Consider the following 22,570-nt stretch of genomic DNA (forward strand, 5'->3'; position numbering starts at 1 on the left):
CGGCCCTTAATATCCTACTAGACGAAAACATATGCATCTGCAATTATCTTTAAGCATAAAGGAAATGGGACGGGGCGTGAGCGAGTTCGACGCCATATTTGTCGGAGCAGGCCACAACAGTCTGGCATGCGCCGCGCATCTGGCGCTCAAAGGCTGGAAAACAGCGGTTTTCGACCGCAATCCAACGATCGGCGGCGCCGTCCAGACGCGTGAATTCACGCTTCCAGGCTTCCGGCACGATTTCGGTGCAATGAATCTGGGCCTGTTCGCCGGCTCGGCCTTTCACAAGAAATATGCAAATGAATTGAAAACCCACGGGCTGGAATTCGTGCCGGTGGCCGACTGTTTTGCCAGCGCCTTCCCCGACGGTCGCTGGTTCGGCGTCAGCAGCGACCTGGAGAAGACCACTGGACGGATGACCGCCTTCTCCGCGACCGACGCAGCCACATGGCGCCGTCTGGTTGCGGCATTCCCGGCGGAGGCCGAGCATTTGTTGCGGCTGCTGGGCTCGCCGATGAGTGGGCGTGCGCTCGCCGGCACGGCCTGGAAGCTCTGGCGCAAGAAGGGTATTGGCGGCGCGCTCGATACCGGCCGATTACTGCTTTCCTCACCCCGCGCGTGGCTCGAGCAGACTTTCGAGTCACCGCATGTCAGGGCGACGCTGGCCACCTGGGGCATGCATCTCGATTTCGCGCCTGACATCGCTGGCGGCGCGGTGTTCCCTTACCTCGAATCCATGGCCAACCAGTGCTTCGGCATGCTGCTCGGCAGAGGCGGCGCCGACACGATCATCCGCGCTTTGTCGGGCATGCTCACGGCCGCCGGCAGCAAGATCGTCACTGGGGCTGATGTCGCCGAGATCACGGTTTCGGCCGGCAAGGCGACCGGCGTGCGGCTCGCTTCCGGCGAGACTCACACCGCCGCCAGGGCCGTCATCGCCGGTGTCGCGCCCAAGGCGCTGACCGGGAAACTGCTGCCCAATGGATCGGGCGACGCCGGCTTCGACACGGCCATGAAAAAATTCCGCCACGCGCCGGGCACGATGATGATCCATCTGGCACTCGACGATTTGCCGGACTGGCGCGCCGGCGCCGAGCTTCGGCAGTTCGCCTATGTGCATCTCTCGCCGTCGCTCGACGCCATGTCGCGAACCTATCAGCAGGCGATGGCAGGCATGCTGCCGGACGAGCCGGTGCTGGTCGTCGGCCAGCCGACGGCGGTCGATCCGTCGCGCGCGCCGGACGGCAAGCATGTGCTCTGGGTGCAGGTGCGCATGCTGCCGGCCGAGATTGTGGGCGATGCGGCGGGCATGATCGCACCGGCCCACTGGGACGAGGCTAGGGAGCGCTACGCCGAGCGCGTCCTCGACATTATCGAGCGCTATGCGCCCGGCCTTCGCCGGAAGATCCTCGGCCGCGCCGTGTTCTCGCCCATCGACCTCGAACGCGAGAACCCCAACCTGGTCGGCGGCGACCAGGTCTGCGGCAGCCATCATCTGGCGCAGAATTTCCTGTTCCGGCCGGCGCGCGGTTACGCCGGCTGGAACACGCCGATCGGCAATCTGCACCTGACCGGGGCGGCAACATGGCCGGGCGCCGGCACCGGGGCGGCGTCGGGCTTCATGCTCGCACAACAACTTGGCGGGAGGTAGGCTCCATTTTTCATCCAGGGTGAAGGAGGACAAGGCGCGGTTGCCCAAGGAGCCTGAACCCACCGATTGACAACGACACCGCGCATAAAAGCAACAGGGGAACGACCATGACAATCAACAGACGAGAATTGCTCGGATACGGCGCGGCCGCACTTGGCGCCACGGCGCTCGGCCTGCCGCAAATCGCCAAGGCTGCCGGCGAACTGACTATCGCCTACAACGTCAACCTGCCGTCCTGGGACCCGACCACCGGGCCTTCGGCGGTCAACCCGACCATCCAGGGTCTCTACCAATCGGTGTTCGACCAGTTCATCCCGCAGAAGCCGGATCTTTCTTTCGCGCCCGGCCTGCTCACCGAGTGGGGCTGGAACGAGGATCGCAGCAAGATCATGATGACGGTGCGCGAGGGCGTCACCTGGCATGACGGCTCGCCGTTCACGGCCGAAGACGTGGTCTGGTCGCTGCAGCGGGCGGGCGATGAAAAGACCGGCAACCCGATCCAGTTCGTCTGGAAGAACGTCAACAACTTCAAGATCGACGGCAACAAGATCACCGGCGACGTCGTGCAATTCGACCCGGTGTATTTCAAATGGATGTCGTTCCTCACCGGCTACATCATGCCGAAGGCGTATTACGAAAAGGTCGGAGCCGAGGGTTTTGAGAAAGCCCCGATCGGCACCGGGCCCTATATGGTCGACAAATTCGAGCGCAACGCCTTCGTGCGGCTCAAGGCCAACCCGAACTACTGGGGAGGCAAGCCGGCCTTCGAAAACGTAGCCATCAAGTTCGTCACCGATGCGGCGAGCCGCGTCGCCGAGATCGAGTCCGGTTCCTCGCAGGTGACTCTCGAACTCCCCTATGAGGAATATGACCGCCTGATCGGCAAGGACGGACTTGCCGGCTCATGCAAGAATGTTTCCGACATCGGCATGATCTTCTTCAACGACATCGACGTGATGCTGGACAAGAACGTGCGCCAGGCAGCGGTGATGGCCGTCGACAAAAGGCTTTTGGTCGACCGGCTGCTGTGCGGTTACGGCCAGCCTATCGATACGCTGGAGACGCCGGAATACGCCGCCTACGATGCGTCGATCAAGGCCGAACATAACCCGGAAAAGGCCAAGGAATTGCTGGCCGCCTCCGGCTATTCGCCGGAAAAGCCGGTCAAGTTCACGATACAGACGACCAAGGGCTTCAAGCCCAAGGACTACGAGATGATCCAGGCGATCGTCGGCATGTGGCGCAAGGTCGGCATCGAGGCGACGATCGAGGTCTACGAGATCGCCAAGCACTATGAGTTGCGCGCCGCCGACGAGCTGGCGCCGGCCGCCTTCTACAATTGGGGCAACGCCATCGGCGACCCGACCACCTCGACCGGCTTTGCCATGTATGGCCCGAGCCCGCATTCGGTGTGGGACAGCCAGGATCTGATCGACATGATCAACCCGCTGTGGGGCGAGAAGGACGAGGCCAAGCGCATTGCCGGCTGGAAGGCCGTCGACAAGTACATTGCCGAGCAGGCCTATGTACTGCCGCTGATCCAGTATGCGCAGCCGATCGTGCATGCCAAGGGCGTCAATGTCGTGCAGCATGTGTCGGGCGCGCTGTTGCCGGCGCTGATGAGCCCGGCCTGAGACAGTCTTCGGCTTGCCGCGCGCCGTCCGGAACGACGGCGCGCATTTTCTGTCACGGGCGACCATGCTGCTGCAAAGATTCCTGATCCGTCTTCTGACGATGGCGATCACGCTCTTCGGCGTGGCCGTCGTCGTCTTCGTCGTCATCCGTGTCGCGCCAGGCGATCCGATCGCGATGATGCTGCCGCCCGGTGCAACCGATGCCGACATCGCGCGTCTGCGCGCGCTTTACGGGCTGGACAAGACCATCGTCCAGCAATTTTTCATCTGGCTGGCAGGTGTCGTCAGGGGCGATTTCGGCACTTCGATTTCGCTCCGGCAGGATGTTCTGGGCCTGGTCTTCAACCGCCTGCCGGCGACGCTGGAACTCGCGATCATCGCGCTCTTGATGGCGCTGGCGATCGGCGGCACGACGGCGATCCTCGGCGCGCGCGAACGCGGCACCGCAGTCGAGGCTGGCATCGACATCGCCAGCGGTGCGGCGCTCTCGATTCCCGATTTCCTGTGGGGTTTGGTGCTGATCCTTTTGTTCGGCGTGCTGGTGCCGGTTTTCGACATTTCCGGCCGGGTGTCGCCGCAACTCGATCTGCCCTTCGTCACGCAGTTCTATCTGTTCGAGAGCATCGTGCGGCTGCGCTTCGACCTGACCAAGGATCTGCTGGCGCATATGCTGATGCCGGCCGTGGCTCTGGCGCTGCCACTCGCCGCGATCATCTCGCAGCTGCTGAAACAATCGCTGAAGGAAGTGCTCGACCTCGACTATGTCGTGCTGGCGCGGGTAAAGGGCTTTTCGGAAACGCAGGTCATCCTGCGCGAGGCGTTGAAGAACGCCGCCCTGCCGACGCTCACTCTGGTCGGCGTGCAGTTCACCTTCCTGATCGGCGGCACGGTCATCGTCGAGCGGCTATTTTCCTATGAGGGTCTCGGCAACATGGCGATCGATGCCGTCATCAACCGCGACCTGCCGCTGATCCAGGGCATCGTGCTGGTGTTCGCGCTGTTGTTCGTGCTGATCAACCTCAGCGTGGACATGATGTATGCGCTGCTTAATCCGAGGCTGCGCCATGGATGAGGCCCGCATTTCAAGACATGGCTCGCGGGCACGCCTGTGGCTGGCCGGCGGCTGGCTGCTGATTGGGCTGCTGGCCGCGATTTTTGCGCCGTTGGTCGCGCCGCAGGACCCACTGGCGCAGGATTTGATGCTGGAGCGGCTGCCGCCGTTCTGGCTGAGCGGTGCTGAGCCCGGCTACTGGCTCGGCACCGACAGCCTCGGCCGCGATCTTCTGTCACGGCTGATCTTCGGTGCCCGCATCGCCTTCATCGTCGCCTTCGCGGCAGCCCTTGCCGCCTGCCTGGTCGGCTCGACGCTGGGGCTGATCGCCGGCTATTTCGGCGGCTGGGCCGACCGCATCATCTCGCGTATCGTCGATGTCTGGATGGCGTTTCCGCCGGTGCTGTTTGCCATCCTTCTGGTCGCTGTGCTCGGCACCGGCTTGAGCTCGGTTATCATTGCCATTGCCGTCATCGACTGGACGCGCTTCTGCCGGGTGATCCGCGCCGAGACGATGGGCCAGTCGCGCATGGACTATGTCGACAACGCCCGCATCGCCGGTTACGGCCGCATCGGCATCATGCTGCGCGAAGTGCTGCCCAATGTGGTGCCGTCGATCGTGGCGCTGCTGTCGCTGGAGATGGGCATTGCCGTCATCGTCGAGGCGATCCTGTCCTTCGTCAATCTATCGATCTCGACCGACGACCCGACCTGGGGCGGCATCATCGCAGAGGGTCGCCTATCGATCCATCAGGCCTGGTGGGTGCTGGTGTTCCCGCTGGTCACCCTGATCCTCACGGTGCTGTCGTTCAGCCAGCTCGGCGAAGGTCTCAGGGCACGTTTCGATCCGGTGCTGCGATGAACGCGCTGGCGAAATCCTGCCTCGACATACGCGACCTTAGCGCGGTGCTGCCTAATGGCTTGCGCGTGTTGCGCTCGGTATCGCTTTCCGTTCAACCCGGCGAGGTCCGCGCGCTGGTCGGCGAGAGCGGCGCCGGCAAGACGATGATCGGCAAGGCGGTGCTCGGCGTGCTGCCACCCAGCGTGCGCATTGTCGAAGGCGACATGCTGCTCGAGGGCGAGGACCTCGGCAAGCTTCAGCCGAAGGCAAGGCGCACGCTGATCGGCGCGCGCACCGCGCTGATCCCGCAGGACCCGCTGACCGCGCTCAATCCGTCACGGCGAATCGGCCCACAGATGACCGACCGGCTGGTGCGCATCCTCGGCTGGAGCGGTGAGAAGGCCGATACACGCATCCGCCAATTGCTGGACGAGGTGCAGATCCGCGACCCCGAGCGTGTCCTCAAATGCTATCCGCACGAGCTGTCCGGCGGCATGCGCCAGCGCGTGCTGATCGCCGCGGCGTTCGCAGCCGAACCAAGGCTGATCGTCGCCGACGAGCCGACCACGGCGCTCGACGTGACCGTGCAGATGCAGATCTTGCGGCTGATCGCGCAATTGCAGCGCGAGCATGGCACGGCGATCCTGTTCGTTACCCACGATCTCGGCGTCGTCGCCAAGATCAGCCAGAAAGTTTCAGTGCTCTACGCCGGCAAGGTGGTGGAGGAGGCCGAGACGGCTGCTCTCTTCGCTGCCCCGCAGCACCCCTATACGCGGGCGCTGATGGCCGCGACGCCGCGCTACACCGATCCCCTCGCTTCGCTGAAACCCGTGGACGAGGCGGTACTGGCCGGGCTAGCCGCGGAGATCGCCGCCGCCGATCAGGCCTGGAGGCACCCGCATGGCTGAGCCGCTGTTTTCCGTGCGCGGGCTGAAGGTTGCCTTACCCGACATGTCGCGCAAGCCGTTGTTTGGCCGCGCTCCGCTGGCCGAGATCCTGAAAGGCCTGGACTTCGATCTGCCCAGGGGATCGGTGACCGGCATCGTCGGCGAATCCGGGTCGGGGAAATCGACGCTCGGCCGCGCGCTGGTGCGTCTGCTGGAGCCCAGCGCCGGCAGCGTCAGCTTCGACGGCCGCGACATCACGCATCTGCCTGAGGCGGAGCTACGGCCCGTGCGCCGCGATCTGCAGATGATCTTCCAGGACCCGATGTCGTCGCTTAACCCACGCCGCACCATCGCCAGCATCATCGCCGCACCACTCAAACAGAATGGCCTCGGCGACAATCTGAAAGCCCGAGTTGCTGAAGCGCTTCAGCGCGTCGGCCTGCCTCAAGGCTTCGCCAGCCGCTATCGTCATGAATTGTCGGGCGGCCAGCGCCAGCGCGTCGGCATTGCTCGCGCGCTGGCGCTGTCGCCGAAATTCGTGCTGGCCGACGAAATCGTCTCAGGCCTCGACGTGTCGACGCAGGCACAGATCCTGACGCTGCTGGAAAAACTCGCCGCCGAGATGGGCCTGACCGTTGCCTTCATCAGCCACGACCTGTCGGTGATCCGGCGGCTCTGCCGGCAAGTGATCGTCATGCGCGAAGGCGCGATCGTCGAAGCCAGTGCGACGGATACTTTGTTCGAGAAGCCGCAGCAGGCTTACACGCGCGACCTCCTTGCCGCCATTCCGCTGCCCGAGATCGATGACGCCTGGCTGCTTCCCGCCGCAAAGGCGCCGGGATGAACACATTCCTACTCGCACACCGAAGAGCGGGCCTCGGACGTGCGCCGACAAGTCAGCTCGCGAAACGGAGGAGAACTGGAATGAAATACGCAATCAGAAACACGATGCTTGCCGCCGCTCTGGCCGGCTCGATGGGAGCAGCCTCGGCTGATTCGATACCCGGCATGCGTGGCCACGACCACACCGGCGTCACCGTCCCCGACATGCAGCAGGCCGTCGAGTTTTTTACCGAGGTGGTCGGCTGCAAGAAGGCGATGTCGTTCGGCCCGTTCGCCGACGACAAGGGCACGTTCATGCAGGATCTGCTGGGCGTCGATCCCAAGGCAGTGATCGAGGAGATCACCCTGGTCCGCTGCGGACACGGGTCGAACATCGAGCTGTTCAGATATACCGCGCCGGACCAGAAGGACCTGACGCCTCGCAACAGCGACATAGGCGGCTTCCACATCGCCTTCTATGTCGACGACACCGCCGCCGCAAAAGCCTATCTTGACGGCAAAGGCGTCAAGACGCGGATGGGGCCGCTGCCGGTTACCGAAGGCCCGGCCGCCGGCCAGACCATCCTCTACTTCCAGGCGCCCTGGGGCTTGCAGTTGGAAGCGATCAGCTATCCCAATGGCATGGCCTATGAAAAAGATGCGGAGACGGTGCTGTGGAGCCCGAAGAACCCGGAGAAATAGCCCGGAGCTTTCCTGGCCCGCGCAAGCCGACTGCCGGCAGACTTGGTTTCTGAGGCGGATTGTTTCAATCCTGAAACTTCAAGCTTGAATTAATATACTTCAGGCGTAAACTCGACAGACAGAAGCGAAGAGGAGATCGCACGATGAAAGTTGCGGTTCTCGGTGGCGGACCAGCCGGGCTCTACTTTGCAATCTCGCTGAAGCTCAGGGATGCCGCGCATGAGGTCACGGTATTCGAGCGCAACCGTGCCGATGATACATTCGGCTGGGGCGTCGTGCTGTCGGCCGAAACACTGGAGAACCTGACCAAAAACGACCCGGTCAGCGCCGTCTGGATCCGCAAGCATTTCGCCTATTGGGACGATATCGCCGTCATCCATGACGGCGTGCGAACGGTCTCGACCGGTCATGGCTTTTGCGGCATCGGCCGCAAGCGGCTGCTCACCCTGCTGCAACGGCGGGCGCGCGAGCTCGGCGTCAAGCTGGTCTTCGAAACCGACATCGCCGATCCAAAGCCGTTTATCGAGACGCACGACCTGGTTGTCGCCGCCGACGGGCTAAACTCGAAAGCGCGGGGCACCTTCGTCGACGTGTTCAAGCCCGATATCGACATCCGTAAATGCAAGTTCGTTTGGCTCGGCACCCACCAGAAATTCGACGACGCCTTCACGTTCATCTTCGAGAAAACCGAGCATGGTTGGGTGTGGGCGCATGCCTACCAGTTCGACAGCGATACCGCGACCTTCATCGTAGAATGCAGCGAGCAGACCTGGCAGCGCTTCGGCTTCGGCGCGATGTCGCAGCAGGAATCCATTGCCGTCTGCGAGCGCATCTTTGCCCGTCATCTCGGCGGCCACGCGCTGATGACCAACGCCAATCATATCCGCGGCTCGGCGTGGATCAGTTTCCCGCGCGTCTTGTGCGAACGCTGGTCCTACAAGAACCTAGCGCTGATGGGCGACGCGGCGGCGAGCGCGCATTTCTCGATCGGTTCCGGCACCAAGCTGGCGCTGGAAAGCGCGGTGGCGCTGGCCGACTATGTCGAGTCCGAACCGGACCTCGAAGCAGCCTTCCGCAAATATGAGGACGCCCGCCGCACCGAAGTGCTGAAGCTGCAGTCGGCGGCGCGCAATTCGCTCGAATGGTTCGAGGAGGTCGAGCGCTATCTCGGCCTCGATCCGGTGCAGTTCAACTATTCGCTTTTGACGCGTTCGCAGCGCATCAGTCACGAGAATTTGCGGCTGCGCGATGCCGAATGGCTGGCCGGCGCCGAGGAATGGTTCCAGCGTCAGGCCGGTGCCGGCGGCAACAGTCTGCGTCGCGCGCCAATGTTCGCGCCGTTCCGGCTGCGCGGCATGGCGCTGCAGAACCGCGTCGTCGTCTCGCCGATGGCGCAGTACAAGGCGGTCGACGGCTGTCCGACTGACTGGCATTTCGCCCATTACGCCGAACGGGCCAAGGGCGGCGCCGGCCTCCTCTACATCGAGATGACCTGCGTCAGCCCGGAGGGCCGCATCACGCCTGGCTGCCCCGGTTTCTATGCGCCCGAGCATGAGGTCGCCTGGAAGCGGCTGGTCGAGTTCGTCCATGCCGAGACCGAGGCCAAGATCTGCGCCCAGATCGGCCATTCCGGTGCCAAGGGGTCGACCAGGCTCGGCTGGCAGGGAACCGACGTGCCGCTGCCCTCAGACAATTGGCCGGTCATGGCAGCCTCTTCCGTGCCGTGGTCGCCGGAAAACCAGGTGCCGAAGGCGATGGACCGCGCCGACATGGATATGGTGCGCGACCAGTTTGTCGCTTCGGCCGAGATGGCGGCGCGCTGCGGCTTCGACATGCTCGAAATCCACGCCGCGCACGGCTATCTCCTGTCCTCCTTCATCACGCCCTTGACCAACCGGCGCACCGACTCCTATGGCGGCTCGCTGGAAAACCGCATGCGCTATCCCTTGGAAATCTTTCATGCGGTGCGCGCCGCGTGGCCGGCCGAGAAGCCGATCTCGATGCGCATCTCCGCCAATGACTGGCTGGGCATCGAAGGCGTGACGCCGGCCGATGCCGTAGAGATCGCGCGGCTGCTGCATGAGGCCGGCGTAGACATCTGCGACGTATCGGCCGGCCAGACTTCGGCCGTGGCAAGACCGGTCTATGGCCGCATGTTCCAGACGCCGTTTTCCGATCGCATCCGCAACGAGGTCGGCATGGCGACGATGGCGGTCGGCAATATCTATGAGCCGGACCACGTCAACTCGATCCTGATGGCGGGCCGCGCCGATCTCGTCGCACTGGCTAGGCCGCATCTTGCCGATCCGTACTGGACGCTGCACGCGGCCGTCACGCTTGGCGATCGCGGCGTCAAATGGCCGGATCCCTATCTGCCCGGCCGCGACCAGCTCTACCGGCTGGCCGAGCGCGAAGCGGCAGCGGGGTTGAAGGTATGAGTGCCACGGCGACGATTTCGGGGCGTCATGCGCTGGTCACCGGCGGCGGCTCCGGCGTCGGCCGCGCGATCGCGCTGGCGCTGGCCGGCGCGGGCATTAACGTGACCATCTGCGGCCGGCGCGTGGAGCCGCTTGCCGAGGTCGCCGCCGAGAACAAACGCATCTTCGCCATTGCCGCCGACGTCACCGACGAGGCATCGATGGCGTCGCTCTACGAGGCCGCGGAAGCGGCACGCGGAGCGTTCGACATCGTCGTTGCCAATGCCGGCATGTCCGGCAGTGCTCCGGCGCAGCGGACCTCGCTGGCAGACTGGCAGCGCACGCTCGACGTCAACTTGACTGGTGCGTTCCTGACGGTGAAGCCGGCGTTGGCCGGCATGGCAGTGCGCAAGACTGGCCGTATCATCTTCGTCGCTTCCACCGCCGGATTGAAAGGCTATCCCTATGTCTCAGCTTACGTTGCCGCCAAGCATGGCGTCGTCGGCCTGATGCGGGCACTCGCCGTCGAGACCGCCAAGTCCGGCATAACAGTGAATGCCGTGTGCCCAGGGTTTGTCGAAACCGAGATGCTGGAGAGCGCCGTCCAGCGCATCGTCGAAGCGACCGGCCGCTCGTCCGAGCAGGCACGGGCAAGCCTTGCCGCGACCAACCCGCAAGACCGCTTCATCCAGCCGGAGGAAATTGCGGCCGCGGTACTTTATCTGTGTGGCGACGCCGCCCGGTCGATTACCGGGCAGACGATGTCGATCTCCGGAGGTGAGACATGGTAGCCGGTCCCCTACCCGCCCCGTCCGGACCCGGCAAGGATCGCCTGCGGCTGTGGATTCGCCTGCTGCGCGCCTCGCGCACCATCGAGGCCGAGCTGCGCGAACGCCTGCGGCAAGAGTTCAACACGACGCTGCCACGCTTCGACGTGATGGCCGCGCTCTACCGCGCGCCGGAAGGCATGCTGATGAGCGATCTTTCGCGCTTCCTGCTGGTGTCCAACGGCAATGTCACCGGCATCATCGACCGGCTGGTCTCGGAAGGGCTGGTGATGCGGGCCCGACGCAATGGCGACCGCCGCACTTCGATGGTGCGGCTGACGGAAGAGGGATCGAAGACTTTCGCCGTGATCGCCGCCGCGCATGAAAAATGGGTCGGCGAGTTGCTGGGCAATGTGAGCGAGGACGAGGCGCGCCGGCTGACCGGCATGCTGACCTCCTTCCGCAGCAATTGGGAGGGACGGGAATGACGAAGATGGCTGGCCGCAAGTCGAAGCATTTCCTCTGGCAGGTCGAAGGCAAGATCGCAAAAATCCGGCTCGATCGGCCGGAGCGCAAGAACCCGCTGACCTTCGACAGCTATGCCGAATTGCGCGACACTTTTCGCGATCTCGTCTATGCCGACGATGTCGATGCGGTGGTGTTCCTTCCCAATGGCGGCAATTTCTGCTCGGGCGGCGATGTCCATGAAATCATCGGGCCGCTGGTCAAGATGGACATGAAGGCGCTGCTCGCCTTCACCCGCATGACCGGCGATTTCGTCAAGGCGATGCTGAATTGCGGCAAGCCGATTATTGCGGCGGTCGACGGCGTGGCGGTCGGCGCCGGCGCAATCATCGCCATGGCCTCCGATATCCGCATCGCCACGCCACAGGCCAAAACGGCTTTCCTGTTCACCCGCGTCGGCCTTGCCGGCTGCGACATGGGCGCCTGCGCGATCCTGCCGCGCATCATTGGCCAGGGCCGCGCCGCCGAGCTGCTCTATACCGGCCGCACGATGAGCGCCGAGGAAGGCGAGCGCTGGGGCTTCTACAACCGGCTGGTCGATGCCGCAACGCTAGAGGCCGACGCGCTCGACATGGCCGCGCGCGTCGTTTCCGGCCCGACCTTCGCCCATGGCATGACCAAGACGCAGCTGAATCAGGAATGGTCGATGGGGCTTGACCAGGCTATCGAATCGGAAGCGCAGGCGCAGGCGATCTGCATGCAGACACGCGATTTCGAACGGGCGTACGAGGCTTTCGTCGCCAAGGAAAAGCCGGTGTTCGAGGGGAATTGAGGATGTTTGCTTCGATAAAGACCGACAGGTTCGCGGGACAGCGCCCCCCTCTGTCCTGCCGGACATCTCCCCCACTTGGGGGGAGATCGGATGTCACCGCCGGTTTCGCCATTCGCCAGCGTCGCAGGAAAGGCGCTGCTGGCCAAGCTGCCAATCTCCCCCCTAGAGGGGGAGACGGCCGGCAGGCCAGAGGGGGGCGCCGTAGAGCGCGAGGCCCGAAGCATAGCGGAGGCAGAAATGCCTGATCGGTCCTTCCTCAACTGGCCGTTCTTCGAGGACCGACACCGCGCACTCGCCGAAGAGCTGGATGCCTGGTGCGGGAAAAACCTGCCGGTCGCCCATGACGATGTCGACGCCGCCTGTCGCGAGCTGGTGGCGAAGCTCGGCCAAGACGGCTGGCTGAAACCAACGGCGCTCGACACGGAAAGCCCCGGGCCGCTCGACGTGCGCACGCTCTGCCTCACGCGCGAGACGCTGGCCCGCCATGATGGGCTGGCCGATTTCGCCTTCGCCATGCAAGGGCTCGGCACTGGCGCGCTCAGCCTGTTCGGCACGCCAGACCAGCAGCACTGGCTGGCGAAGACACGGGCCGGCAAGGCGATTTCGGCTTTCGCGCTTTCGGAGCCGCGTTCGGGCTCGGACGTTGCCAATATGGAAATGACCGCCGCGCGTGACGGCGACAGCTATCACCTATCCGGCGAAAAGACCTGGATCTCCAACGGCGGTATCGCTGACTTTTATGTTGTCTTTGCCCGTACCGGCGAGGCGCCCGGCGCCAGGGGGCTTTCCGCCTTCGTCGTGCCTTCCGAGGCCGAGGGGCTGACCATCGCCGAGCGGCTGGAGGTGATCGCGCCGCACCCGCTCGCCCGGCTATCTTTCGACAATGCACGCGTCCCAGCCTCGGCGCTGATCGGCAAACCCGGTGACGGTTTTCGCATCGCCATGTCGGTGCTCGACGTATTCCGTTCGACTGTCGGCGCAGCGGCGCTCGGCCTTGCCCGGCGCGCGCTGGACGAAGGCATCACAAGAGTGGCCGAGCGCAAGCTGTTCGGTGCACCGATGGCCGAGCTGCAGATGGTGCAGGGCCATATCGCCGACATGGCGCTGGATGTCGATGCCGCCGCCTTGCTGGTCTACCGCGCCGCCTGGACCAAGGACATGGGCGCGGCTCGGGTTACCCGCGAAGCCGCCATGGCCAAGCTGTTCGCTACCGACAAAGCGCAAGAGGTGATCGACAAGGCTGTGCAGCTGCATGGCGGCGACGGCGTCCGCAAGGGCCATATCGTCGAAAGACTGTATCGCGAGATCCGGGCACTGCGCATCTACGAGGGAGCGTCCGACGTGCAGAAGGTGGTGATTGCACGGCAAGTGATGGGAGCGGGCTGAGACAGCAGTTTGCGCAAAATTGATTTGTCCTCGAGTTTTGAGCGACCGGATTTGAGCATTGGGAGGTTTTGACATGCACACCATCCTGCAGCCGGAAGGCTGGGCGAAACCCGTCGGCTACGCCAATGGCGTCGCCGCGCGCGGGCAGCTTGTCTTCGTCGGCGGGCAGGTCGGCTGGAACGGACAGGGCTGCTTCGAGACCGATGATCTTGTCGGTCAGGTGCGGCAAACGCTGGCCAATATTGTCGCCGTGCTCGCCGAGGCCGGCGCCAAGCCGCAGCATATCACCTCGATGACCTGGTACTTTACCGACAAGGCGGAATATCTGGCCAATCTCAAGGGGATCGGCGAGGTCTATCGCGAGGTGATCGGCCGGCATTTTCCGGCGATGGCCGCCATGCAGGTGATGGCGCTGGTCGAGGATCGCGCCAAGGTTGAGATCCAGGCCACGGCGGTTATTCCGGAGTGACGGCAACACGCGGCAATTTTTTAAGCTTAAACTTTCGCCTTGAAAAGCGCCGTACTTTGGATAGCATCCGATGTCTTACGACTGCCGTGCCGGGAGGGCTTTCCGGCAGTCCCGTCACTGGGCGCATCAAAACCGTGCGGGGCCAAACCCGCCCGATCACAACCAGAGGGAACGAAAATGAACTTCACCCGTCGCAACCTGCTTCTTGTTGCTGCCGCGATCGGCATCGCCGGCGGCCCGGCCTACGCCGAAGGCACGCTGAATGTCGGCGCCTATCCGACCAATCCGCCTTTTGAATACAAGAACGAGAGCGGCACGTTCGAGGGTTTCGAAGTCGACATCGTCAATGAGGCGGCAAAGCGTATCGGCATGACCACCGACATCGCCGATCTCGGTTTCCAGGCGCTTTTTGCCGCCACCACCTCGAAGCGCATCGACGTCGCCATCTCGTCGATCACCATCACGCCGGAGCGGCTGAAGTCTCAGTCGTTCACGCAGCCCTACTATGATTCCGACATGGGCATCGCCGCGAAGGCCGACAGCCCAATCAAAGCCGAGGCCGACCTCAAGGGCAAGATCGTCGGCGTGCTGTCCGGCTCGACCGGCGAAGCCTGGGTGAAGGCCCACCAGGAGGCGGACGGGTTCAGTGACGTCAAAGGCTACGACACGCAGCAGAATTTGCTGCTCGATCTCAGCTCCGGCCGCGTCGATGCGGCGGTCAGCGATATTCCGGGCCTGGAATATTCTTTCACCAGGATGAAGGATCTCGCCGTAAAAGAGCGCATCAAGACCGGCGAGCAGTACGGCCTGATGATGACCAAGGACCACCCGCTGCTCGGCAAGCTGAACGACGCGCTGACCGCGATGAAGAAGGACGGCACGCTGGCCGCGATCCACAAGAAGTGGTTCGGCAGCGACGCACCGGCCGATTCCTCGAGCGTCAAGGAAATGCCTATGCCGAAGGCCTGAGCGGCAGTTCGCTCTTAAATGTCGTGCCGGCTTTCGTGCCGGCACGATTTCGGATTTCGGGCTTGGGCTCGAGCGTCGCGGGACGCCAAACGTTTCGGGAATGCTGCGATGTCGCTGCTGGACACCTTCTTCAACGCCGACGTCATGGTCTCCAGCCTGCCGGCGCTGCTGCGCGGTTTCCTGAACACCCTGCTGCTTGGAATCATGAGCATCGGCATCGGTATTCCCGTCGGCCTCGCGATCAGCCTAGTGCGGCTCTATGCGCCAAAGCCGCTTCGGCTGCTGGCTGTCGGCTACATCGACATTTTCCGGGCGATGCCGGTGCTGGTGGTGCTGATCCTGATCTACTATGCGCTGCCGTTCCTCGGCATTCGCCTGTCATCGTGGACTTCCGCGGTGATGGCCTTCGCCATCATCATGGCGGCCTATTCGGCCGAGGTGTTCCGCTCCGGCATAGAGAGCATTCCGCGCGGCCAGTTCGAGGCGGCGCAGGCGCTCGGCCTGCCGTTCTTGCTGACCTTGCGCAAGGTAGTGCTGCCGCAGGCGATCCGCGTCGTCATTCCGCCAATGACCAGCAATTGCGTGTCGATGTTCAAGGACACCTCGCTCGCCTCCACGGTAGCATTGCCTGAACTGCTGAAGGAAGCGACCAACGCGCAATCGCTCTATGCCAATCCCTCACCGCTGATCGGCGCGGCGCTGGTCTATCTGATCTTTCTCTGGCCGATGGTCCGACTCGTCAGCCTCCTGGAACGCCGCTTCCAGACCGAAAAGACCCGCTGAGGTCGCCAACGATTTCCGTCCGCCAATTCCCCGAATATCAACTTCCGTTAGGCACTTCGCAGGAGACGAGCTTGAACCAGCATCAGATTTCGAAAACCGGCGATGCCGCAGCTTTCCCGGTCGAGACGATCCGCGCCATGTTTCCCGCCTTGCAGCAAGCCGGAGACTTCGTCTTCATGGACAATGCCGCCGGCGCGCAGATCCCGCAAAGCGTGCTCGATGCGGTCACCAACCATTTGGTCGCGCATAATGTGCAGCGCGGCGGCCGCTATGGCCGCAGCGTCACCGTCGATCAAGCAGTGGCCGGCGCGCGCGAAAGCGTGGCCTTGCTGATCAACGCTACCAACCCGGCGGAGATCTGCTTCGGCATGAACGCCACTTCGTTCATCCGCCTGGTCAGCCTCGGCATCGGCCAGATGCTTTCCGAGCGCCCAAACGGGGAGCGTGACGAGATCGTCATCACCGACATGGATCACGACGCTAATATCGCGACGTGGCTGGCGCTGGCGCCCGCCGGCGCCAAGTTCAAATGGTGGCGGATGCGCGAGGACGGCAATCTGCATGTCGACGATTTGCGCCCGCTGGTCTCAGAGCGCACCCGGCTCGTCGCCTGCACGGTGACGGCGCATTCGATCGGCTCGATTGTCGACGTTGCTTCCGTGGCTAGGATTGCGCATGCGGCAGGCGCCGAAGTGTTCCTAGACTGCGTGCATTACGGCCCGCACGGGTTGATCGATGTGCAGGCCTGGGATTGCGATTATCTGGTCTGCTCCGGCTACAAGAATTTCTCGCCGCATATGGGCTTCCTGTGGGGCCGCTTCGAAACACTGAAGCGCTTGCCGACCTTCCGCGAGGATTTCATCCCCGACGAGCCGCCTTACAAGATCGAGGCCGGTACCTTCATTTACGAGAACGTCTCCGGCATGGATGCCGCGGTGCGCTATCTCGAGTCGATCGGCCGCAATTTCTTGTCCGAGAATAACCGGTCGCGTCGCGACAACATCGTCGCCGGCATGAATGCCATCCGCGATTACGAGCAGGTGCTGGCGCGCGAAATGCTGGCGGTGCTCAAGGGTTGCGGCGCGACGATCTATGGTGTCGCCGACGAAGCACGCCTCAGCGAGCGCGTGCCGACTTTCTGTTTCAACATCGGCACGCTGTCGCCGCAGAGGATCGTCGAGGAAATGGCCGAGATGCAGATCGGCATTCGCGACGGCCATATGTATGCGCCGCGCCTGATGAAGCGGCTCAACTTAAGCATGGACAGCGGCGCCGTCCGCGCCTCGCTGGTGCATTACAATACGATTGAGGAAGTTCGGCGTTTCGGCGAGGCGCTGCGTACCGTCATCGCCCGGCTGTCCTGATCGGGCTGTCCGGCTGCGCTTGCGCCGTTCTGGTGGAGCGCGAAAGCGGTTGCACCCGGGCTCTCCAGGCCGGGGCGCAACTGCATGCTTGGGATCAGGTAATCGCCGCCATTCTGCTGCCGATAAGGAATGGGCCGGATTGTCTCGAGCGTCCGCATCCTCTCGCGCAGCCGCTCCGCGACAGGCTCGAAATCGGCTTCCCCAAAACGGTCCACCCTGTAAACCACGAACGGCGGAAGCACGTCGTAGCCCGGATAATAGAGAATTCCGTGATTGATCGGGAACAGCACGTCGTCGATCGGGCCGTTGACGCCGCGGGCAGAATAATGCTCCTCCCAGCCGCCGGTGGTCACGATCAGCATTGCGCGCTTGCCGGCGAGCGTTCCCTCACCAAAGCGGTCACCCCACCGCTTGTCGCTGTGCTCGCCAACGCCATAGGCGAAGCCGTAGGCGTACACGCGATCGACCCAGCCCTTGAGGATCGCCGGCATGGCGTACCACCACAGCGGGAACTGGAGGATCAGGGTGTCGGCCCATAGCAGCTTGTCGATCTCGGCTTTGACGTCATCGGTCAGAGTGTTGGTCGCAAAAGCCTTTTTGGAGGCGCCGGCCGGCAGGAAGCGTGCTTCGGGCGGCCACGCCGGAAAGTCGGCACGGTCCACCTCGGCTTTCCAGCCGTCGGCATAGAGGTCCGACACCCGCACCTCGTGGCCTTGGGCCTCGAGTTCCCTGATGGCGACGTCACGCAGCGCGCCGTTGAGCGAACGCGGTTCAGGATGAGCAAAAACAAGCAGGACTTTCATGGGTCTACTCCGAAGAAGGACGATAGACACCAAAGGTAGCCAGCCGCGGGCTGATCCACTATATGTAGGAAATGTATAAGATTATGCCGAATAATGGATAGATCGGACGTCACTCTCGAGCGCATGCGCACCTTCGTTCGCGTCGCCGAGCGCGGCAGCCTCTCGGCGGTGGCGCGCGAACTCGGAGTTGGGCAGTCGACGGTCACACGGCATTTGCGAGAACTCGAGGAGGCCGTCGGAGTGCCCTTGCTCAGCAGGACCACCCGGCGTGTGACGATGACCGATGAAGGCAGCCGTTACTATGCCGACAGCGTCCAGATCCTGCGCCTCGTTGAGCAGGCCGGCGATGAGGCGCGGGGCACGCGCGGCGCGTCGGCCGGCACGATCCGGATATCCTGCACGGCGGCGCTCGGGGTCTTGCACGTCAGCCGGTTGATCTTCGCCTTTCAGGACCGCTATCCCGATATCGGCATCGATCTTAGCCTCACCGACGAGCGCATCGACCTTGTGCGGGAGGGCGTCGACATTGCGCTTCGCCTCGGTCCGCTCACCGACAGCTCGATGAAACTGCGGGCGCTCGGGCAATCCCGGCGTCTGCTGGTGGCGGCGCCGGCCTATCTGGCGGCGCGGGGCAGACCGGCTGTCCCGCAGGGTCTGCCTGCGCATGAAGGCATCCGGATGTCGAACATCGCGGGAAGCGACACGCTCACCCTGCAGGGGCCGGGCGGCGAGACCTTTGCGGTGCCCTTTGGCGGGCGATTTCGTGTGGACCATGGGCTTGCCGCGCGCGAAGCCCTTGTCACCGGACGCGGTATCGCACCCGCCCACCACTGGCTTGTCGACGATCTTCTGGCCGCCGGCCGGCTGGAAGTGGTCATGCCGGGCTATTTTCCGCCTCCCGTCCCGCTGAGCATGCTGATCGTTCCGGAGCGTGCGGGCATTGCCCGGGTGCGGCTGCTGGTCGACTTTCTCGTCGAGGAGATCTCCAGCATTCCGGGGATCGAGAAGCGGTAGCCGGCCGGCAAACCTCGCCGGATCAGGCGGCCTTCTTCTTCGCCAACCTTGCCTTGATGCTGGCGACGTCGGCACGCGGCGTAGCCGCGAACAGCGTCCTGGTGTAGCTGTGCTTGGGGTCGGCGAAGACCTCGTCGCGCGAGCCGTATTCGACCGCCTCGCCGAAATACATCACCATCACGTCGTCGGCGATGTAGCGCACCACCGACAGGTCGTGGCTGATGAAAACATAGGTCAGCTGAAACTCGTCCTGCAGGTCGGCGAGCAGGTTCAGCACCTGCGCCTGCACCGAAAGATCAAGTGCCGAGACCGGCTCGTCCAGCACCAGAAGACTGGGGTTGAGCATCAGCGCGCGGGCAATGGCGATGCGCTGGCGCTGGCCGCCCGAAAACATATGCGGGTAGCGATTGTAGTGCTCGGGGCCGAGACCGACCTTCTTCAGCATCTTCATGGCAAGATCGCGCCGCTCGTCGGCCGTGCTGTCGGTGTTGATGAGCAGCGGCTCGCCAAGCACATCGCCGATCTTCTGGCGTGGATTGAGCGAACCATAGGGGTTCTGGAAGACGATCTGCACCTTGCGGCGCATTTCCTTCGACAGACCATCCCTCGCGATGTCGACCTTCTTGCCATCGATGAAAAGCTCGCCGGAGGTCGCCGGGTCGATCAGGGTGATGATGCGGGCGAGTGTTGACTTGCCGCAGCCGCTCTCGCCGACGATGGCCAGCGTCTTGCCCTTGTCGACGCTGAACGAAACACCCTTGACCGCATGAACCGTACGGGAAGGGCGGAAAAGCCCGCCGCCGACATGATAGTCGCGCACAATGTTCTTGCCTTCGACTACCGTCACGCTCATGAGGCGGTTCCTCCTGCGGATCGGGCTGCGACTACAGAGGGGGCCGGCTCGAACAGCATGTCGGAAACAGTAGGCAACCGGTCGCCGACGGCGTTTTCCGGCAGCGCCGACAGGAGCGCGCGCGTGTAATTGCTCTTGGGGGATTCGAACAGCGACAGCACGTCGGCCTCTTCCATCTTGCGGCCCTTGTACTGGACGATGACACGGTCGGCGGTCTCGGCAACGACCCCCATATTGTGGGTGATCATGATCAGGCCCATGCCGTATTTGGCCTGCAGGCCGACCAGCAGATCGAGGATCTGCTTCTGAATGGTGACGTCGAGTGCCGTGGTTGGCTCGTCGGCTATCAAAAGCTTCGGATTGCAGGCGATGGCGATGGCAATCATGACGCGCTGGCACTGGCCGCCCGACATCTGATGCGGGAACGAGCCCAGCCGTTCCTCAGGGTCGGCGATGCCGACGAGCTTCATCAGTTCAATGGCGCGCGCCCGGCGCTGAGCACGGTCCATGCCCATATGAAAGCGCAGCACCTCCTCGATCTGGAAGCCGACGGTGAAGCATGGGTTGAGGCTGGCGACCGGTTCCTGGAAGATCATCGAAATGTCCTTGCCGACGATCTTGCGCCGCTCGGATGGGCCGAGCTTTAGCAGGTCGATGCCGTCGAAGGCCATGCGGTCGGCCCTCACCGTCGCCGTGTTGGGCAAGAGCCCCATCACCGCCAGCATCGCCACCGATTTTCCGGAACCGGATTCGCCGACGATCGCCAGCACCTCGCGCGGTTCGACCGACAGGTCGATGCCTTGTACCGCCATGAATGGTCCGGCGGCGGTGTCGAAGGAAACGGTCAGGTTCTTGATCTCGAGAAGAGGCATTGGATCATGACCTCTTCAGCTTGGGGTCGAAGGCATCGCGCAGGCCGTCGCCGATCAGATTGATTGCAAGCACAGTGATCAGGATGGCAAGGCCGGGGAAGGTCACCACCCAAGGCGCGCGCAGGATGAATTCGCGCGCCGAAGCGAGCATCGTCCCCCATTCCGGCGTCGGCGGCTGCGCACCGACACCGAGGAAGCCGAGCGCCGCAGCCTCGAGAATAGCGTTGGAGAAGGACAGCGTGGCCTGCACGATCAGCGGTGCCAGGCAGTTCGGCAAGATCGTCCTCACCATCAAGCGAAGATGACCGGCGCCGGCCACCTTGGCGGAGATCACATATTCGCGGTTCTTTTCGGCCATCACGGCGGCGCGGGTGAGGCGTGCGAAATGCGGCTGCAGCACCAGTGCGATCGCCAACATGGCATTGAACAGGCCCGGGCCGAGGATCGCCACCAGCACCAGCGCCAGAAGCAGCGACGGGAAGGCCAGGATGATATCCATGATGCGCATGATCAGCGTGTCGACCCAGCCGCGGAAATAGCCTGCGAGCACGCCAAGCACGATGCCGCTGGTGAGTGAGAAGACGACGACCACCAGGCCGATGAACAGCGAAAAACGTGCGCCGAAGATCAACCGCGAAAGCATGTCGCGGCCGACGGCATCGGTGCCGAGCAGGAACATCGATTTGCCGCTTTCCTGCCAGGCAGGAGGCGCCAGCAGTGCATCGCGAAACTGCTCGTCGGGCGAATGCGGGGCGACGAACGGCGCAAAGATCGCCACCAGCACCAGCGCCGAAAACACGACAAGACCGATGACGGCCCCGGTGTTCATCGAGAAGTAATGCCAGAACTCGGCAAACGCCCTTTGCCTGCCGCCTGTCGGGATGGAGGCAGCAGTGGCTTCGGCGGCGGATTCGTCGGTCATCTCACTGCACCCGGATGCGCGGATTGATGACCGCGTAGAGCACGTCGACGATCAGGTTCACCGCCATGACGATCAGCGCGATGATCAGCAATCCGCTCTGCACGACGACATAGTCGCGCTTGCCGATGGCGTCGATCATCCATTTGCCGATGCCTGGCCAGGAAAAAATGGTTTCGGTCAGAATGGCGCCTGCCATCAACGTGCCGACCTGCAGTCCAATGGTGGTGACCACTGGGATCAGCGCGTTGCGAAAAGCATGCAGCCCGATGACACGGCGCGGCGCCAGGCCCTTGGCACGCGCGGTGCGGACATAGTCCTCGCCCAGCACCTCGAGCATCGCCGAGCGCGTCTGGCGCGCTATGACGGCGAGCGGGATCGTCGCCAGCACGATCGATGGCAGGATCAGATGGCTGACGGCGGATTTGAAAGCGCCGCTCCTGCCGGAGATCAAGCTGTCGATGAGCATGAACCCGGTCGTCGGCCTGAAGAAATACTGCAGGCCGATGCGGCCGGAAACCGGCGTCCAGCCGAGATAGCCGGAGAAGAAGATAATGAGCAGCAGCCCCCACCAGAAGATCGGCATCGAATAGCCGGTCAGCGCGACACCCATCGTCGCCTGGTCGAACCAGGAGCCCCGCTTGACCGCAGCGAAAATGCCGGCAGGGATGCCAAGCAGGATGGCGATGATCAACGCCACCGTCGCCAGTTCCAGCGTGGCCGGAAACAGCGCCTGGAATTCGCCGAGCACTGGCCGCTTGGTGGCAATGGATATGCCGAAATCGCCGGTGAGGACCCTGCCGATATATTCCAGGTACTGGATGACATAGGGCCGGTTGTAGCCAAACTGCTCGATGAGCTGGGCGTAGCGTTCGGGGCTGACGCCGCGCTCGCCGGCCAGGGCCAGGATGGGATCGCCGGGCAGAAGCCGGACGAAAGCGAACGCCGCCAGCGATATGCCGAACACGGTCGGGATGATCAAAGCGAGCTTGTGGAGGAGATAACGGAGCATCTTGCTTCATAGAACGGCGGCGCGGGAAGTCCAGCGCCGCCGTTCAATTTCTCAGGA

Annotated in this window: 22 protein-coding genes; 17 read left to right on the forward strand and 5 right to left on the reverse strand. The window is 63.4% G+C overall.

Annotated features, from left to right (window positions below; all coding sequences use genetic code 11):
* Positions 1 to 76: 76 nt before the first annotated feature.
* The 16 genes from NKH80_RS06560 (at position 77) to NKH80_RS06635 (ending at position 17,040) form a co-directional block, all read left to right on the forward strand.
* Positions 77 to 1,651: a phytoene desaturase family protein gene (locus NKH80_RS06560; RefSeq protein ID WP_352990332.1), complete on the forward strand. Its 1,575-nt coding sequence runs from the start codon at positions 77 to 79 to the stop codon at positions 1,649 to 1,651.
* Positions 1,652 to 1,758: 107 nt separating this feature from the next.
* Complete coding sequence (locus NKH80_RS06565) at positions 1,759 to 3,285, forward strand: ABC transporter substrate-binding protein (protein WP_352990334.1); 1,527 nt, start codon at positions 1,759 to 1,761, stop codon at positions 3,283 to 3,285.
* Between the two features lie 64 nt (positions 3,286 to 3,349).
* Positions 3,350 to 4,357: an ABC transporter permease gene (locus tag NKH80_RS06570; RefSeq protein ID WP_352895780.1), complete on the forward strand. Its 1,008-nt coding sequence runs from the start codon at positions 3,350 to 3,352 to the stop codon at positions 4,355 to 4,357.
* On the forward strand, positions 4,350 to 5,198 hold the full coding sequence (locus NKH80_RS06575) for an ABC transporter permease (RefSeq protein WP_352990337.1): 849 nt from the start codon (positions 4,350 to 4,352) through the stop codon (positions 5,196 to 5,198). The genes NKH80_RS06570 and NKH80_RS06575 overlap by 8 nt, the downstream gene beginning before the upstream one ends.
* The gene (locus tag NKH80_RS06580; RefSeq protein WP_352990340.1) at positions 5,195 to 6,085 is read left to right on the forward strand and encodes an ABC transporter ATP-binding protein; all 891 of its coding nucleotides are present in this window, start codon (positions 5,195 to 5,197) and stop codon (positions 6,083 to 6,085) included. Before NKH80_RS06575 ends, NKH80_RS06580 begins: the two co-directional genes overlap by 4 nt.
* Positions 6,078 to 6,908: an ATP-binding cassette domain-containing protein gene (locus NKH80_RS06585; protein WP_352990342.1), complete on the forward strand. Its 831-nt coding sequence runs from the start codon at positions 6,078 to 6,080 to the stop codon at positions 6,906 to 6,908. The genes NKH80_RS06580 and NKH80_RS06585 overlap by 8 nt, the downstream gene beginning before the upstream one ends.
* 80 nt (positions 6,909 to 6,988) lie before the next feature.
* Positions 6,989 to 7,588, forward strand: a complete 600-nt coding sequence (locus tag NKH80_RS06590; RefSeq protein ID WP_352990345.1) for a VOC family protein — start codon at positions 6,989 to 6,991, stop codon at positions 7,586 to 7,588.
* 143 nt (positions 7,589 to 7,731) lie between these two features.
* Positions 7,732 to 10,026: a bifunctional salicylyl-CoA 5-hydroxylase/oxidoreductase gene (locus tag NKH80_RS06595; protein ID WP_352990348.1), complete on the forward strand. Its 2,295-nt coding sequence runs from the start codon at positions 7,732 to 7,734 to the stop codon at positions 10,024 to 10,026.
* Positions 10,023 to 10,796, forward strand: a complete 774-nt coding sequence (locus NKH80_RS06600) for an SDR family NAD(P)-dependent oxidoreductase (protein WP_352990351.1) — start codon at positions 10,023 to 10,025, stop codon at positions 10,794 to 10,796. Before NKH80_RS06595 ends, NKH80_RS06600 begins: the two co-directional genes overlap by 4 nt.
* A complete protein-coding gene (locus NKH80_RS06605) occupies positions 10,790 to 11,260 on the forward strand; it encodes a MarR family winged helix-turn-helix transcriptional regulator (RefSeq protein WP_254816232.1) in 471 nt (156 codons plus the stop codon). The genes NKH80_RS06600 and NKH80_RS06605 overlap by 7 nt, the downstream gene beginning before the upstream one ends.
* Positions 11,257 to 12,069 (forward strand): enoyl-CoA hydratase family protein, encoded by an 813-nt coding sequence (locus tag NKH80_RS06610; RefSeq protein WP_352990354.1) that lies wholly within the window; start codon positions 11,257 to 11,259, stop codon positions 12,067 to 12,069. The genes NKH80_RS06605 and NKH80_RS06610 overlap by 4 nt, the downstream gene beginning before the upstream one ends.
* A gap of 237 nt (positions 12,070 to 12,306) precedes the next feature.
* Entirely contained in the window at positions 12,307 to 13,455 is a 1,149-nt protein-coding gene (locus tag NKH80_RS06615) for an acyl-CoA dehydrogenase family protein (RefSeq protein WP_352990356.1), read from the forward strand.
* Positions 13,456 to 13,528: 73 nt separating this feature from the next.
* Complete coding sequence (locus NKH80_RS06620; protein WP_254816235.1) at positions 13,529 to 13,924, forward strand: RidA family protein; 396 nt, start codon at positions 13,529 to 13,531, stop codon at positions 13,922 to 13,924.
* A gap of 177 nt (positions 13,925 to 14,101) precedes the next feature.
* A complete protein-coding gene (locus NKH80_RS06625; protein ID WP_352990359.1) occupies positions 14,102 to 14,893 on the forward strand; it encodes an ABC transporter substrate-binding protein in 792 nt (263 codons plus the stop codon).
* A gap of 108 nt (positions 14,894 to 15,001) precedes the next feature.
* Positions 15,002 to 15,676: an amino acid ABC transporter permease gene (locus NKH80_RS06630; RefSeq protein WP_292656040.1), complete on the forward strand. Its 675-nt coding sequence runs from the start codon at positions 15,002 to 15,004 to the stop codon at positions 15,674 to 15,676.
* Between the two features lie 71 nt (positions 15,677 to 15,747).
* Entirely contained in the window at positions 15,748 to 17,040 is a 1,293-nt protein-coding gene (locus NKH80_RS06635; RefSeq protein WP_352506086.1) for a cysteine desulfurase-like protein, read from the forward strand.
* On the opposite strand, the gene NKH80_RS06640 is transcribed toward NKH80_RS06635, so the two are convergent.
* The gene (locus NKH80_RS06640; RefSeq protein ID WP_352990446.1) at positions 16,971 to 17,843 is read right to left on the reverse strand and encodes an NAD(P)H-dependent oxidoreductase; all 873 of its coding nucleotides are present in this window, start codon (positions 17,841 to 17,843) and stop codon (positions 16,971 to 16,973) included. The two genes, NKH80_RS06635 and NKH80_RS06640, sit on opposite strands and share 70 nt — an antisense overlap.
* Positions 17,844 to 17,936: 93 nt before the next feature.
* Here NKH80_RS06640 and NKH80_RS06645 point away from each other — a divergent pair, with 93 nt between their 5' ends.
* Complete coding sequence (locus NKH80_RS06645; protein ID WP_352990362.1) at positions 17,937 to 18,857, forward strand: LysR family transcriptional regulator; 921 nt, start codon at positions 17,937 to 17,939, stop codon at positions 18,855 to 18,857.
* 22 nt (positions 18,858 to 18,879) lie between these two features.
* Here the strand turns inward: NKH80_RS06645 and NKH80_RS06650 are convergent, their stop codons facing one another.
* From NKH80_RS06650 to NKH80_RS06665, 4 genes are read right to left on the reverse strand one after another with little or no spacing between them, the layout of a single operon-like run.
* Positions 18,880 to 19,710, reverse strand: a complete 831-nt coding sequence (locus NKH80_RS06650; RefSeq protein ID WP_254816240.1) for a dipeptide ABC transporter ATP-binding protein — start codon at positions 19,708 to 19,710, stop codon at positions 18,880 to 18,882.
* Positions 19,707 to 20,582 (reverse strand): ABC transporter ATP-binding protein, encoded by an 876-nt coding sequence (locus NKH80_RS06655; protein ID WP_023676824.1) that lies wholly within the window; start codon positions 20,580 to 20,582, stop codon positions 19,707 to 19,709. The genes NKH80_RS06650 and NKH80_RS06655 overlap by 4 nt, the downstream gene beginning before the upstream one ends.
* A gap of 4 nt (positions 20,583 to 20,586) precedes the next feature.
* Positions 20,587 to 21,504 carry an ABC transporter permease subunit gene (locus tag NKH80_RS06660; protein ID WP_352990365.1) on the reverse strand — a complete coding sequence of 306 codons (918 nt, stop codon included), beginning with the start codon at positions 21,502 to 21,504 and terminating at the stop codon, positions 20,587 to 20,589.
* A gap of 1 nt (position 21,505) precedes the next feature.
* Positions 21,506 to 22,513 carry an ABC transporter permease subunit gene (locus NKH80_RS06665; protein ID WP_254816243.1) on the reverse strand — a complete coding sequence of 336 codons (1,008 nt, stop codon included), beginning with the start codon at positions 22,511 to 22,513 and terminating at the stop codon, positions 21,506 to 21,508.
* Between the last annotated feature and the right edge of the window lie 57 nt (positions 22,514 to 22,570).

This window comes from Mesorhizobium sp. M0904 (assembly GCF_040319475.1).
GTDB lineage: Bacteria > Pseudomonadota > Alphaproteobacteria > Rhizobiales > Rhizobiaceae > Mesorhizobium.